Here is a 15,181-nt window from a genome sequence, read left to right as displayed (position 1 = left end):
CATTTCATGAGTCATCGTCCCTTGAGCTACCAGAACGAAATCGAGGCTCTGGCTCAGTCCTATGGGCTGGACTACTTCCCGGTGCAGTTCGAGCAGGTCCCGCCCAGTTTCATGGTCGAGGTGGCCGTTTACGGACTGCCGGTACGCATGCCGCACTGGTCCTTCGGCGTCCGTTACATCTATCAGCTCATCCAGCATCGCATGGGCCATTCGCACATCTTCGAGGTGGTCATTCCCGGTAATCCCGGTCACGCCTATCTCGCCGACACCAACCGCGAAACGGAAAACATCCTGGTCACCGCCCATGTCCTGGGGCATGCCGACTTCAGCAAGAACAACCTGCTGTTTCGGCGCGTACAGGAACAGGCCGGCTACCACATCGTCGAACAGGCCGCCAATCACGCCCAACGCATCACCATGGCCATCGAAGAACATGGCATGGAAGCGGTAGAACGCGTGCTGGACGCCGCCTTTGCGCTTGAACAGCATATCGACACCCATCAGGACCTGCGGCGTCCGTTGTATGCCGATATCGAACGTTCAACACCGCCCACGTCCGCGGGGCCGAGTGGCGGCGCGTCTCAAGACGCGTTTCGCGACCGCTTCGCCCACTTGCCGGGCAGCATCGCGCTGCCCGAGCGTTCACCCAGAACCGCAGCGTCGATGCCTCCCCATCCCGAGAGCGATCTGCTGTGGTTCATCGCCCACTACGCACCGGATCTCGACGGCTGGGAACGCGACATCCTTCTCGCCGTGCGGGAAGAATCGTTCTATTTCAAGCCAATTTTCGCCTGCCAGATCATGAACGAGGGCTGGGCGTCCTATTGGCATGCCCGCCTGCTGCGCGAGGCACGCTTCTTGCCCGACGAGATGTACGTGGATGCAATCAAGACTCATTCGGACGTGGTCCGCCCCTACGCAGGCGATGCGCAGATCTCGCTGCAGGTCAACCCCTATCACCTCGGCTTTAGTCTGTGGGAGCACATCATCGAACACCACGGACTGGATGTCGCCCGCCAGATCATGGCCAGCGAAGATGACTTCGGTTTCATCCGCAATTATCTGGATGAGGATCTCGCCAGGCGCTTGGATCTGTTCCATTACACCACGCGTCGCCGCGGACGCGAGGCGGTGGTTCATGACCGGGATATCGATGCGCTCAAGGAAACCCTGCTGGCCCCCAAGTATCACTATGGCGCGCCCCATGTTCAGGTCACTGAAATGCGCCGGGACGGCACCTTGGTTCTTCAGCAGGACCATGCGCTCGACCAGCGCGGCCTGGAAATGGATTCAGCCCGCAAAGTGCTCGAATACATTCACGCCATCTGGCGCCGCCCGGTGGTCCTGTACTCCGTAACCGGCCAGGGTAAGGAAGCGCGGCTTGCAGTCGGCGAGTGATGCCGGAACGACTTCTGGTATGCTAGCGGCCGCATTTCCGCACTAAACTGTCCAAGGAAGGGACCCATGCTGCAATCGCGTACGTTCTGGCTCATTCAGGGAATCGGGATCGTTCTCTTTCACCTGCTCGCGCTCGGCGTGATGATCGGCTCGGGGCAAGGTTTCGATCACCCGCTCGGCATGCTTTGGGGAATCATCCTGCTGATCCACGCCGGCGAAATCATCCTGGCTTTCATCGCACTCAAGGGCATGGGCGTGCCGCCACTGACCGTGGTCGTCAAGACGCTCATCTTCGGCTTCATCTGGTGGCTCCCTCGCCGGCTCGGTGTCTATCAAGCCTGAAATGGGCGGCTTAGCCCGCCGAACCTGGGCGCGGCAGGAGTGGGGTCGACGGATACACCCCCCCTGCCGTCCCTGACATCTTGGGCACAGCCCCGCGTCCGACTGCACGATTTAACCCCGCTGGGCCGCGGGCGGCAAAGTCAGCAAACCGGCCAGACAGGCGCGCATCAGCGCCGCCAGTGTCTTGCTGTCGAGAATTTCTCCAGAACGAATCATGGCTGATAACGCAGCCGGGGTGACCCAGTGCACTTCGAGATGTTCGTCCTCGTCCGGACACGAATCGCCGGACGACAGGTCGCACGCGGCGTACAGGTGGATGACCTCGTCACAAAACGCGGGACTGGGCCAGATCGGCCCCAGATCCACCCACCGATCGGCATGAAGACCGGTTTCTTCGGTCAGCTCCCGGCGTGCAGTCACCGCCAGTGCCTCACCATCGTCACGCTTCCCAGCAGGGATCTCCCACATCCAGGCCCCCATCACCGGGCGATATTGACGCAGCAGGCACAGGCGCCCGCTGTCATCCACCGCTACCACAGCCGCCGCGCCAGGATGTCCCACCCAGTCGAGTTGCACCGACTTCCCATCAGGCAAATCGAACGCTCGGGTCTGAAACCGCAGAAACCGGCCCTTGATCTCATGCTCATATCCGTCTGCCATCGGCCTCTCCCTTGGGTTGGCCCGCTCGAAATCTTTCCTGGAAGTGTGACACCTTTTATAATTCCTATAACCCGCAATAATGAGAATGAATCCTTACAATGCTTGATATCCCTGTACTCAAGACCCGCTACGCCGCAGATGCTTGGGGCGAACGTCTAGGCGCCGCACCTCTGGCGTGGCACGATGCTGCCCCACTCTTGGAGGTCGAACTCCCCTTCCGGCCCAGCAACATGAACATGGCCGGGCGCACCCATGGCGGCATGCTCGCCAGTTTTCTGCACGATGCGGCCAAGCTGCTGGTCTGGGGCCAGGCGGAAAGCGAGGACGCCGCGCTGCCGCAGACGTTGGATTTTCAGATCGCCTACCTTGCCGGTGGCGGCCGCGAAGGGCTGAGCGCGCGCGCCACGTTGTCGCGGCGCACGCGGGAATTCAGCTTCGTACATGTCGAAGCGATCAACGCAGCGGGTGAATGCATCGCCCGCGCCCAGGTTCTGTTCCGCAATGCACCGACGGGCAGCGCGGTCACACATCCGAATCAGCCGCAGGACCCCTTCACCGCGCTGGCACAGCCCTCGGAGGCCGCCCTCACCCGTTTCGGCCCTATGGTGAAGCTCTTCAACCAGGCCATGGGTCGCGCTCACCCCGGCTGCACCACGGAGTGGATGGGCGATGGCCTGTGCCGGATGCGCCAGGATGACATTCCGGAGCACCGAGACTGGAACGGCCAGATCTCTCCGGGCCAGATTCTGACCCTGCTCGACAATACCGGCGGCGGCGCTGGTTGCTCGCTGGCCGATGATCTGGGCATGGCGGTGACGCTCAGCATCCAGACCGCCTTTTGCGAGCCTGCAGCGGGCGAGGCGCTCGTCGCGCACGCCACAAGCCTGCGCCGTGAAGATGGATTAACGCACAATCTGGTACAGATCTTCGGCGCTGAGAGCCTCCGGCTCAAGGCCTTCGGCACCATGACGCATCTGGTCCGCCCCAGCAAGCGTTAGCCCCCGAAGCCGCGTCCTCTGGATTTCTGGCGATTTTTCGGGCAGGCATTTCGTGCGCTTGATGCCGCATGCTCGAAAGACCGCCGTCCTAACGCCACCCGCGCCGCTCGAACATTGCGGCGACCGGGAATTGTCTTCGGCCATGGACGGCCGGAATGCGGGTTTCGGTCATATCGGCCCGCCTGAACATCAGCCACGGTTCGGGCGCGGCAGCACCGTGAACACATCTCGGCACCGAAGGTCGGCGGTCCCCATGGACATGGGTCCGATCCGATCCGGACGTCCGCCCTCACAGGGGTATCCCGGCTTGCCCGAAAAGGATCTGATTCGATGGACGGCCTGCTGGCCCTGATCACCCTGCTGGGGTTCACCCTGGCAGGACAAGTGCTGGCCCATGTGAGCGGCCTGCCCGTTCCGGGTGCCGTGATGGGCATGGTCCTGCTGCTCACCGCGCTGATCATCCGGGGACGGGTTTCCGCCGAACTGGAACGCGTCAGCGCACTGACCCAGCGTCATCTGTCTCTGCTCTTCGTGCCCGCGGGCGTCGGACTCATGACGCATGCCGCCGTTCTCCGCACCGAGGGCATCGCGCTGCTCGTCACCCTTGTGGTGAGCACGCTGTCGACCCTGGTGTTGACTGCGCTGGTGCTGAAGCGATTCATGCGGAGCGGTTCGGCTTGAAGAACCTCTGGATGTGGCTGTGGCAAAACCCCGGCACCGCCATCCCCACCGCGCTGCTGCTCACCCTCGGCAGCTATGCCATGGCGCTGGGCTTCTACCGCCGCGTCGGCCGTCCCGCCCTGTTGCATCCGGCAATCACCGCCATGGCGATCATCATCGGCGTGCTGGTTGTGGGCGATATTGATTATGCGCACTATTTCGAGGGCGCCGCCTTCATTCATTTCTTGCTCGGCCCTGCCACGGTTTCGCTCGCTGTCCCGCTCTATCGCAATCTCGATCACATCCGCCGCATCGGCTGGGCACTCCCGGCTGCGCTGGTGACCGGCGCCGCCTTCGCGGCCGCCAGTGCCTGGACGGCCGGTTACTGGCTCGATCTGGGGCCGGTCACCCTGCGTTCCCTGCTGCCGAAATCGGTCACCACACCCATCGCCATGGGGGTGGCCGAATCGCTCGGCGGATCCCCGTCATTGACCGCGGGGATCGTCCTGCTCACCGGCGTCATCGGCTGCGTCTTCGCGCCGCTTGCCTATCGGCTGCTCCGCATTCGCAGCCCCGCCGTGCAAGGATTCGCGCTGGGAGTTTCCGCACACGGCTTCGGCACCGCCAAAGCGTTCGAAATCAGTCCGCTGGCTGGCGCTTTTGCGTCCCTCGGCCTGGGTCTGACCGGTCTGCTGACCGCCCTGTTGCTCCCAGCCATCGCGCGCGCGCTGGGGCTTTGACGAGCCCGGAGAACCGGCTTTCCGGGCCATACCGAAGCGATCCTTCCCGGGCCTCGCCGGCGCAGCGGATTAACGCTCCCGACCCTGTCCCGGGGATCCTTCAGCCCGGAGCATTGTCCCACCAGAACCGGCGGATCGGCAGCACGTCCCACGATCGCACAGGGGTTCGCCATCGCTCACCACAGAGCAGCCGCACGCTGGCAATCGTCGCGGCGCTGGCGCTACTATCGTGGGCAGCCTGCCTTGCCGAATCATGTTCCAACCGGTTTGACGCATGAACAAGAAGGAGACGCCATGGCCAAGCCCGCCGACGTGGACCCCCAGGAGACCCGGGAGTGGCTGGATGCCCTGGAAGCGGTCATCGAGCGAGAAGGGCCAGAGCGCGCCCATGTTCTCCTGGAAGCACTGATCGATCATGCCCGCCGCTCCGGCGCTCACATCCCATTCGATCCCAATACCGCCTATCTCAACACCATCCCGGCTGCGCAAGAGCAACGCAGCCCCGGTGACGCCGACATGGAATGGCGGATCCGGTCGCTGGTGCGCTGGAATGCGCTGGCGATGGTCGTAAAGGCCAACAAGTTCAATCCCGGCATCGGCGGACACATTGCCAGCTTTGCGTCGGCCGCCACACTCTATGACGTGGGCTTCAACCACTTCTTCCACGCGCCCAGCGAAACCCATGGCGGCGATCTGCTCTATATCCAGGGGCACTGCACGCCGGGCATCTACGCGCGCGCCTATCTCGAATACCGCCTGCACAAGGAACATCTGCACCGCTTCCGTCAGGAAGCGCTCGCACCCGGCCTATCGTCCTATCCGCATCCCCGCCTCATGCCGGGATTCTGGCAGTTCCCCACGGTCTCGATGGGACTGGGTCCCATCATGGGCATCTACCAGGCCCGCTTCATGAAATACCTGCAGCATCGAGGTCTGGCCGAAACGGATAACCGCAAGGTCTGGGTCTTCTGCGGCGATGGTGAGATGGACGAACCCGAATCCTTGGGTGCCATCGGCCTGGCGGGACGCGAGAAACTGGACAACCTGATCTTCGTGATCAACTGCAATCTGCAGCGTCTCGATGGCCCGGTGCGCGGCAATGGCAAGATCATCCAGGAACTCGAGGGCGATTTCCGGGGCGCGGGCTGGAATGTCATCAAGGTCATCTGGGGGTCCTATTGGGATCCCCTGCTTGCCGCTGACACCAAGGGCCTGCTGCGCCAGCGCATGACCGAAGCGGTGGATGGCGAATACCAGAACTACAAGGCCAAGGGCGGCGCCTACACGCGCGAACACTTCTTCGGCAAGTATCCCGAGCTCAAGGCCATGGTCTCGCGCATGACCGACCAGGACATCTGGCGGCTCAATCGCGGCGGGCACGATCCACACAAGATCTACGCCGCCTACGCCGCAGCGGTACAACACACAGGCCAACCCACGGTCATTCTGGCGAAGACCGTCAAGGGCTATGGCATGGGTGAGGCCGGCGAGGGCCAGAACATCACGCATCAGCAGAAGAAACTGGGCGAAGATGCGCTCAAGGCCTTCCGCGACCGCTTCAACATCCCCATTTCAGATGCCGAGATCGCAGAAGCGCCTTTCTATCGGCCGCCGCCAGACAGCCCGGAGATCACCTATCTGCAGGAGCGGCGCCGCGCCCTGGGTGGTTATCTCCCCTCGCGCCGACGAGAAAGCGAGCCCCAGGCCATCCCACCCCTGTCCACCTTCGATGTTCTGCTCAAGGGCACCGACGGACGGGAGATGTCCACCACCACCGCCTTTGTGCGCATGCTCAGCACCTTGAGCCGCGACCCCACACTCGGGCCACACATCGTCCCCATCGTCCCGGACGAAGCCCGCACCTTCGGCATGGAAGGCCTGTTCCGCCAGATTGGCATCTACTCCCCCGTGGGACAGCTCTATGCGCCACAGGATGCCGATCAACTGGCTTACTACCGGGAGGACACCAAAGGCCAGATCCTCGAGGAAGGGATTACCGAAGCTGGCGCCTTCTCATCCTGGCTGGCGGCGGCGACGGCCTACAGCAATCATGCGATGAGCATGATCCCGTTTTTCATTTTCTACTCGATGTTCGGCTTCCAGCGCATCGGCGACCTGATCTGGGCCGCAGGCGACAGCCGCGCCCGGGGTTTCCTGCTCGGCGGGACGGCCGGACGAACCACCCTGGCCGGCGAGGGCCTGCAGCATCAGGATGGCCACAGCCATATCCTTGCTCTGACCCACCCCAATTGCATCGCCTACGATCCATGCTACGCCTACGAACTGGCGGTGATCCTGCACGACGGCATGCGACGCATGTTCGAGCACCATGAGGATGTCTTCTACTACATCACCGTGATGAACGAGAACTATGCACACCCGGCACTTCCCGACGCGGTGGCGGACGATATCGTCAAGGGGATGTATCGCCTGCGCCAGAGCAACCACGAGGGGCCACGTGTCCAGCTGCTGGGTTCGGGCACCATCCTGCGCGAAGTCGAGCGCGCCGCCCAGATCCTGGAAGAGCGCTTCGGTGTGGCAGCCGATGTCTGGAGCGTGACGAGCTTTACCGAGCTGGCACGCGAAGGCATGGCCGCCGAGCGCTGGAATATGCTGCATCCGGTTGAACCCGCGCGCAGCTGTCATGTGATGGACTGTCTGTCGGATACCCAGGGACCGATCGTTGCCACTACCGATCACATGCGCGCCTATGCGGAGCAGATCCGGCCTTACGTTCCTCGGCGCTACCGCGTTCTGGGTACCGACGGCTATGGCCGCTCCGACACCCGAGCAGCGCTGCGGGAGTTCTTCGAGGTCACCGCCGAGTATGTCGTCCTCACCGCCCTCAGATCCCTTGCCGAGGATGGCGAGCTGATGACCGAGGCCGGCACCGAGGAGGGCGAAAAGCCCATGGACCGGCTGGCCCAGGCGCTGACCGAACTGGGCATCGATCCCGAGAAACCGGCGCCCTGGACCGTCTAGCGCCCTGCCATCCCGAGGAGAACGCCCGTGGCCCAGACCCAGGAAGTGACCGTCCCCGACATCGGGGATTTCGAGAATGTCGACGTGGTGGACGTGCTGGTCAAACCCGGCGATACCGTCACCCCCGAACAGCCGCTGATCACCCTCGAAAGCGAAAAAGCCGCCCTGGATGTCCCGGCGCCCGCCGCCGGAACCGTCCAGGACATCCTCGTCAAGGTCGGCGACAAGGTTTCCCAGGGCACCCCGATCGTCGTGCTGGCCACCGACACCGAACCGGCCGAAGCGCCCAAAGCCGAAGACAGCGCCGAGACGCCGCCTTCCGCTGACACGCCCTCAGAACCGGCATCGGCGCCGCCCGAACCCAGCCCGGCGGGGCGCCCGAATGCCGCCGCAGTGCGAAAAGGCGCCGGCTCGTCCGTGCTGGTCATCGGCGGCGGACCCGGTGGCTACACCGCTGCCTTTCGGGCCGCCGATCTGGGCATGAAGGTCACCCTCGTCGAACGCGAACCTACCCTCGGTGGCGTCTGTCTCAACATCGGCTGCATTCCGTCCAAGGCACTGCTCCATGCTGCGCAGGTGATGACCGATGCGCGCGCCATGGCCGATCATGGCATCCGCTTTGGAGAGCCCGAAATCGACACCGATGCGCTGCGTAACTGGAAGGACGGGGTCGTTGGCCGGCTGACCGGCGGGCTGGCGCAGCTGGCCAAACAGCGGGGCGTCGAGGTTATCCAGGCCGAAGCGCGCTTCGCCGGTCCGCACTCGGTCACCCTCAGGAACGGCGAGCGTGAACACAAACTCGACTTCGAACAGGCCATTATCGCCTGCGGCTCGCGCCCCGTGAGCCTCCCGTTTCTGCCCGAGGACCCACGCATCATGGATTCCACCGGCGCGCTGGATCTGCCCGAGATCCCACCGCGGCTCCTGATCATTGGCGGCGGCATCATCGGCCTCGAGATGGCAACATTCTACAGCGCACTGGGCAGCCGGGTAACGGTGGTTGAAATGGCACCGCAACTGGTTGCGGGCGCCGATGCCGATCTGGTGCGCATCCTGCAAAAATCGCTCTCACGCCGGCTGGAGGCGATCTACCTGCAGACCCGGGTGAATGCGGTGGAGGCCGAGCCGGATGGCCTGGTCGTTCGCTTCGAAGGCGATCAGGCGCCGGAGGAACAACGTTACGATCGGCTTCTGGTCGCCGTGGGCCGGCGACCGAACGGCGACCGCCTCAATCTGGAGGCCGCGGGCTTGACACTCGATGCGCAGGGCTTGATTCCGGTCGATGATCGCATGGCCACATCCCGGGGGGATATCTACGCGATCGGCGACTGCACGCCGGGCCCCATGCTGGCTCACAAGGCCACCCATCAGGGCAAGGTCGCGGCAGAGGCCGCTGCGGGTGAAAAGTCGGCCTTCCTTGCCCGCGTGATTCCCTCGGTCGCCTATTGCGACCCCGAGCTGGCCTGGTGCGGTCTCACCGAAACCGAAGCGAAAGCCGCACATCGCGACATCGGCAAAGGCGTCTTTCCCTGGGCCGCAAGCGGCCGGGCGCTGGGTATGGGACGCGACGACGGCCTGACCAAACTCATCTTCGATTCCCGAACCGGCCGTGTGCTCGGCGGCGGCGTGGTCGGACCGCATGCCGGTGATCTGATCGCCGAGCTGGCCCTGGCAGTCGAGATGGGCGCCGATGCCGAAGACATCGCTCTCACCATCCATGCGCACCCGACCCTGTCGGAAACCATCGCGTTCGCTGCCGAATCCTACAGCGGCACCATCACCGACCTGATGCCGCCGAAGAAACGCTGAACGTGCCAGCCAGAGCGCATCGAGACGCAAAAGCCGTTCGCTGCAATTGGCCATGGGCCGCAAACGCGGGTTTCGGCCGGTTTGACGGGTAGCCGACAGGCCGTTGCATGACTTCCCTGAGCCTGGAGCGTTCGGCAACGACACAGATCATGTGGAAAAGGCGCCGTTGGCGCGGCCGATGTTCCGGCCTGCTTACGGGGAGAGGATGCGGGTTATCCGCAGTGGAGGCAGCCGCTGCGAACCGCTGCAGGGAGATCGCGCTCCCTACAGCAGTCTTGTCGATGCAGACTAGTCTTTCTTTTCAGCAAAAGGCTCGAGCTGACCGAAACCGGTCGGCGAGGTGGGGGACGGCGTTTCTTCGCAAGTGCCTTTGGGTACCATCTTCCAGGCATCGCCCTGATAGTCGACCTTGGACGAGCCGGCGCAGGAGGTTCCCGGCCCGGCCGCGCAATCGTTCTTGCCCTTGAGCGAAACGCCGTAGCATTTTTCCTTGCCCGCTGCTGCGCCGTGATCCGATCCGGCCGTGACCGGCCCGGCGGTGAGCGCAAGCGCCGTACCCAGGGCGGCGGCCAGGGCGGCGCCGGAAAGCTTGGCGGACTTCGTGGACTGACTCATATCTGCTCCTTGCATGGATGAACACATCCGGTTGCGTTGAGTAACTCAAGACAAAGCATAGCCCAATCTGGGACTCAGCGGCCGGATCGGTTTGGACTTCCGACCAGCCGATGCGTTCCGCTTTTTCAAAGCCGCTCCGGGCATCCGCGCGCGATTTGTGTAAGCCTGCGCTATCCTCCGGCGACCGAGTCTTAAGCCCCGTCGCGCACAGATCGTCGACGCGCCCACGGTCGGCCACATCAGGCGCCGGGTGGTTCCCGGCCGCGGTTCCCTCGCACGCCGGACACGACGCGCCTGACCAGAGCAAGGAAACACGCAAGCAAGGAGCGCAACCATGACGCAAGCACAACTCAAACGTTGGTTCATCACGCCCTACATCGTCGTGATGGTGGGCGTTCTGGGCCATATTCTCAGCGTCCTGTGGCGCCAGGGCCCGGATCTCGCCTGGACCGGAGCAGCCCTGGCCGGGCTGGCCAGTGTGGGGACCTTCGCCGGCTTCATCCTGATGGGTAAGGCGCGCACGCGACCGAAGCTGCCGACCCTGACTTGGGGCGCCGGTCTTGGAACGTTTCTGGCTTTGCTCGGCGTCATGACCGGCGGCAGTCTGCTGGCCCTGATCTACGCCGGCGGTGTTTACGGACTGGGTGGATGGGTCTATGTCTACTGGTATTCACGCTTCGGACGCCAGCCCAGCGAGCGACTTCGCCCGGGCACTGTCCTGCCCGATTTCGAGTTGATCGAAAACAGCGGGCAGCGACTGCGTTCACGCGATCTGCGCGGAAAGCCGGCCATCCTGCTCTTCTTTCGCGGCAACTGGTGTCCGCTGTGCATGGCCCAGGTCAAGGAGATCGCCGCGCAATATCGGCAGATTGCCGAACGCGGCGCCCAGATTCTCTTGATCAGCCCGCAGTCCATCGCCCACAACCGCAGCTTGGCGGCACGCTTCGACGTCCCGTTCCGCTACCTGCACGATCCGGCGCTGAACGCCGCCCGGGCGCTCGGTATCCTGCACCGGGACGCCTTGCCGGTCGGCATGGCTGCACTCGGCTACGACACCGACGCCGTCCTGCCGACCGTGATCATTGTCGATGCCGAAGGCTGCGTCCGCTTTGCCGATGAAACCGACAACTACCGGGTTCGTCCCGAGCCGGAAACCTTCCTGCGCGTGCTTGACGGCTTCCTGGAACGGCCCGGGTCGCGTCCGCCGTCCCCGTAGGCCGCTGATCCGGTGGTGGGCCGCTTGCGCGCCGCGCTGGGCGGGAGTGCTCCCTCACGCGGCGGCAAGCCTGTGTGCTGGGTGAGTACGCGACCTTTCACCGGCGTCGCGTTCTTGCGCCGGGGACTGTGGTATCCCCCATCGGTCGCCGGCTGCCAGGTGGGAATGAGATGGCGCTTGCCGTTGCCGATCAGATCCGCCCGCCCCATGGCTTTGAGCGCCTCGCGCAAGCGCGGCCAATTGGCCGGATCGTGGTAGCGCAGAAACGCCTTGTGCAGCCGGCGGCGCCGCTCACCCTTGACGATGTCCACCGGCTCACTATCCCGACCCACGCGGCGCAGAGGGTTGCGCCCGGAGTGGTACATCGCCGTAGCGGTCGCCATCGGGCTGGGATAGAAGGTTTGCACCTGGTCGGCGCGAAAGCCGTTTTTCTTTAACCACAACGCCAGATTCATCATGTCCGTGTCGGTGGTCCCCGGATGCGCGGCGATGAAATAGGGAATCAGGTACTGCTCCTTGCCGGCTTCCTTCGAATATTTCTCGAACATCTGCCGGAAGCGCTCGTAGCTGCCGATGCCGGGCTTCATCATCTTGGACAGCGGGCCGTCTTCGGTGTGTTCGGGGGCGATCTTGAGATAGCCGCCGACGTGGTGCGTTACCAGTTCCTTCACATACTCCGGCGAACGCACCGCCAAATCGTAACGCAGCCCCGAACCGATCAGCAGCTTCTTGATCCCCGGCAGCGTGCGCGCCTTGCGATAGAGCCCGACCAGCGCCGAATGGTCGGTCTCCAGATTCTCGCAGATGCCCGGATAGACACAGGAGGGCTTGCGGCAGGCGGCCTCAATCGTCCGACTCTTGCAGGCAAGCCGGTACATGTTGGCGGTGGGACCGCCCAGATCCGAGATCACCCCGGTGAAACCCGGCACCGTGTCGCGGATCGACTCGATCTCCCGCAGGATGCTGTCTTCGGAGCGATTCTGGATGATGCGGCCTTCGTGCTCGGTGATCGAACAAAAGGTACAGCCGCCGAAACAGCCCCGCATGATATTGACCGAAAAGCGGATCATCTCCCAGGCCGGGATGCGCGCCGCACCGTGGCGCGGATGCGGTGCGCGCGCATAGGGCCGGTCGAAGACATAATCCATCTCCTCAGTCGACAGTGGCACGGGCGGCGGATTGATCCAGACCTCGCGGCTGCCGTGACGCTGGACCAGGGCCCGCGCGTTGCCGGGGTTGGTTTCCAGATGCAGGACGCGGTTGGCATGAGCATAGAGCACCGGATCATCCCGCACCGCTTCGTAATCCGGAAGACGGATCACGCTGCGCTCACGCGGCGGCATGCCGTGCTTGCGGGCGCCAGCGCGCAGCGCGCTGAGCGTCACGGATGCCTCGCCATCGGCCATCCGCGCCAGCGCGCCCGGAGAGGAGACTGCGGCATTCGCCGAGTCCGGCGCCTCGGCGCAGCTCGCCGGCCCGGCGCCGAGATAGGGGTTCACCCGCGCTTCAGTCTTGCCCGGCACATCCACGCGCGTCGAGTCGATCTCGAACCAGTCCAGCGGTGGCTCGCGCCGCACGAAAGCCGTGCCGCGCACATCGGTGATGGTGTCGATGGCCTCGCCGCGTGCGAGGCGATGGGTCAGCTCCACCAGCGCCCGCTCGGCATTGCCATAGAGCAACAGATCGGCCTTGGCGTCGAGCAGGATGGAGCGGCGCACCTTGTCCTGCCAATAGTCATAGTGGGCGATGCGGCGCAGGGAAGCCTCGATGCCGCCAAGCACGATGGGCACTGCCGGATAGGCCTCGCGGCAGCGTTGGGCGTAGACGATGCTCGCCCGATCCGGCCGCGCCCCGCCCTCCCCGCCTGGGGTGTAGGCATCATCCGAGCGGATTTTCCGGTCCGCCGTGTACCGGTTGATCATGGAATCCATGTTGCCGGCCGTCACGCCGAAATAGAGCAGAGGCGGGCCCAGCGCCTGAAAGGGGGTGGCGCTCTGCCAATCCGGCTGGTCGATGATCCCCACCCGGAAGCCCTGCGCCTCGAGCACCCGGCCGATCACCGCCATGCCGAAGCTCGGATGATCGACATAGGCATCGCCGGTCACCAGGACCACATCACAGGCCTCCCAGCCGAGCGCGTCCATCTCCGCCCGGCTGGTCGGCAGAAACGGCGCCACGCCGAAACACTCGGCCCAGTGGCGCGGCCAGTCGAACAGACGCGGGGAAACAGGGTTCGCGGAAGACATGGGGCGCAGGCTCTCGGACGACAGGAATCGGCGGGAAGGGTTCATGTGGCAACCTTCCGGCCCCTAGTTTATCAGCTCATCCGGCGAAGTCCGCAGCGCAGCCGTATCGCGATTGGATCCGACCAGGCCCGACGAAACCAGAGTCTGCGCACCAGAATCGATCGTATGCGCCAGGGTTCGCACAAGATTGGCGCAGTCAGGCCCGTCCCCAGTCTGGATATCCCAATCTACGGTCAACACGTCGTCATCCTTCTGAAACACGCCTACCTTAAAGTGAGCGCCTTCAGCCAAGGAGCCTGAATGGCGGCCGGGCCTCCGGGGAAATACGACATGGCCCGGATTTTGCTCCGCTTGCAGCCGATACCTGCGAGTACGGATCGACGACGACATGCAAAATGTCGTCATTTTGAGACGCTTGCACGCGGAGAGCCGCATCGTCTAGGCTCCACGACGCTCAGACTCGGTGCTGCGTGGGTGACTGAAGGGCAATTTAGAAACCGGATATCCTGCCCGCCAGACGCTGTTGAAACACTCTGTTTCGGCGGCGTGGGGCAGCAGCCAGCTCGAGGCCGGATAAGTCGGGCACCGAGAACGATCCCGAAGACGGGTGCACCCGTCTTCGGGAAGTGAAGAGGGAAGAGTCGATCCGGTCGCGGATCAGTATCGTTAATGTTACTCCGAGGAGTTTTGCCACATGTCCAACATGAAGTTCACTGCCTTGGCCTCGCTGGCCGCCCTGGCCGCTCCCATGGCTGCCCAGGCTGAAATGGTCGAAATGACCGAAACCCAGATGGCCGATGTCTCCGGCCAAGGCGTTCTCAGCGCCATCGCCTTCAACTCCTATTCGCCCGTTGTCCCCCAGGACTATCTCCCCACGTTCATTGATGGGGACGGTTTGATCCTGTGGCCCGAGTTCAACGACAACTTCCAGCCCTTTGTCGCCGCTGGTGCCACCAATGACCAGCTGATCGACAATGCGGAAGATTTTGGCGAAGGCATCGCCGACATCGCGTTCATGGGTCCGTTCCGCGCGCTGGATCTGGCCGCTCAGGGCAAGAGCACTGCGCTGGACTTCCTGTTCTTCCCGATCTCCGCGCCGCTGGATGTGGCTGGCAACGTCTTTGACGCTCTGAACGACGGCGTCGTCTTCACGGCTTCGCGCATCCTGACTGCTCCGCTGAACGCGGTATTCGGCCCGGTCAACCGCTATGTGGACGGCGTGACCGGCCGCTTCGAAGCGACTGTTGACGGCGCTGCCTACGCTGCCATTGAAGTGAAGGGCGCTCTGATCACCAACGCCTTCGCGGGCGCTTCCGCTGCGGCGGGAGACAGCGGCCTGGCCTTCACCAGCCGCGTGTTTGGCCGCATTGCCCAGGCTCAGGCTGGCTTGACCACCCAGCGTCTGGACGCCATTTCCGGCAAGTACGGCTATTGATCCTGCCGCGCCCCGTGGGGCGCTGATGGATCGTTTGAAAAGGCCGCCTTCGGGCGGCCTTTTCTTTGAATCGTCCCACC

At 63.8% G+C, this 15,181-nt stretch carries 12 protein-coding genes; 9 read left to right on the top strand and 3 right to left on the bottom strand.

What is annotated here, in order from left to right:
* The first annotated feature begins 6 nt into the window (after positions 1-6).
* Positions 7-1,398, top strand: a complete 1,392-nt coding sequence (locus tag E4680_RS03605; RefSeq protein ID WP_135281010.1) for a SpoVR family protein — start codon at positions 7-9, stop codon at positions 1,396-1,398.
* A 66-nt stretch (positions 1,399-1,464) separates the two neighbouring features.
* On the top strand, positions 1,465-1,740 hold the full coding sequence (locus E4680_RS03600) for a hypothetical protein (protein ID WP_135281009.1): 276 nt from the start codon (positions 1,465-1,467) through the stop codon (positions 1,738-1,740).
* 111 nt (positions 1,741-1,851) lie between these two features.
* Here the strand turns inward: E4680_RS03600 and E4680_RS03595 are convergent, their stop codons facing one another.
* Positions 1,852-2,400, bottom strand: a complete 549-nt coding sequence (locus tag E4680_RS03595; protein ID WP_135281008.1) for an NUDIX hydrolase — start codon at positions 2,398-2,400, stop codon at positions 1,852-1,854.
* Between the two features lie 98 nt (positions 2,401-2,498).
* Here E4680_RS03595 and E4680_RS03590 point away from each other — a divergent pair, with 98 nt between their 5' ends.
* The 5 genes from E4680_RS03590 (at position 2,499) to lpdA (ending at position 9,589) form a co-directional block, all read left to right on the top strand.
* The gene (locus tag E4680_RS03590; protein ID WP_135281007.1) at positions 2,499-3,398 is read left to right on the top strand and encodes a PaaI family thioesterase; all 900 of its coding nucleotides are present in this window, start codon (positions 2,499-2,501) and stop codon (positions 3,396-3,398) included.
* Positions 3,399-3,728: 330 nt separating this feature from the next.
* Complete coding sequence (locus E4680_RS03585; protein ID WP_135281006.1) at positions 3,729-4,079, top strand: CidA/LrgA family protein; 351 nt, start codon at positions 3,729-3,731, stop codon at positions 4,077-4,079.
* Positions 4,076-4,798, top strand: coding sequence for an LrgB family protein (locus E4680_RS03580; protein ID WP_240696104.1), 723 nt, complete (start codon positions 4,076-4,078; stop codon positions 4,796-4,798). The genes E4680_RS03585 and E4680_RS03580 overlap by 4 nt, the downstream gene beginning before the upstream one ends.
* A gap of 294 nt (positions 4,799-5,092) precedes the next feature.
* A complete protein-coding gene (aceE, locus tag E4680_RS03575; protein WP_135281005.1) occupies positions 5,093-7,780 on the top strand; it encodes a pyruvate dehydrogenase (acetyl-transferring), homodimeric type in 2,688 nt (895 codons plus the stop codon).
* A 27-nt stretch (positions 7,781-7,807) separates the two neighbouring features.
* The gene (lpdA, locus tag E4680_RS03570) at positions 7,808-9,589 is read left to right on the top strand and encodes a dihydrolipoyl dehydrogenase (protein WP_135281004.1); all 1,782 of its coding nucleotides are present in this window, start codon (positions 7,808-7,810) and stop codon (positions 9,587-9,589) included.
* Positions 9,590-9,877: 288 nt separating this feature from the next.
* Here lpdA and E4680_RS03565 read toward each other — a convergent pair whose 3' ends face one another.
* Positions 9,878-10,204 (bottom strand): BufA1 family periplasmic bufferin-type metallophore, encoded by a 327-nt coding sequence (locus tag E4680_RS03565; protein ID WP_135281003.1) that lies wholly within the window; start codon positions 10,202-10,204, stop codon positions 9,878-9,880.
* A 334-nt stretch (positions 10,205-10,538) separates the two neighbouring features.
* On the opposite strand from E4680_RS03565, the gene E4680_RS03560 reads away from it, so the two are divergent.
* Positions 10,539-11,420, top strand: a complete 882-nt coding sequence (locus tag E4680_RS03560; protein WP_135281002.1) for a peroxiredoxin family protein — start codon at positions 10,539-10,541, stop codon at positions 11,418-11,420.
* Here E4680_RS03560 and E4680_RS03555 read toward each other — a convergent pair.
* Entirely contained in the window at positions 11,333-13,666 is a 2,334-nt protein-coding gene (locus E4680_RS03555) for a YgiQ family radical SAM protein (RefSeq protein ID WP_135281071.1), read from the bottom strand. The two genes, E4680_RS03560 and E4680_RS03555, sit on opposite strands and share 88 nt — an antisense overlap.
* 694 nt (positions 13,667-14,360) lie before the next feature.
* Between E4680_RS03555 and E4680_RS03550 the strand changes: the two genes are divergently transcribed.
* Complete coding sequence (locus E4680_RS03550) at positions 14,361-15,101, top strand: hypothetical protein (RefSeq protein WP_135281001.1); 741 nt, start codon at positions 14,361-14,363, stop codon at positions 15,099-15,101.
* Positions 15,102-15,181: the final 80 nt, after the last annotated feature.

This window comes from Candidatus Macondimonas diazotrophica (assembly GCF_004684205.1).
Classification (GTDB): domain Bacteria; phylum Pseudomonadota; class Gammaproteobacteria; order UBA5335; family UBA5335; genus Macondimonas; species Macondimonas diazotrophica.
The sequence above is the reverse complement of the archived record's forward strand: the minus strand, read 5'-3'. Positions and strand labels throughout refer to the sequence as shown.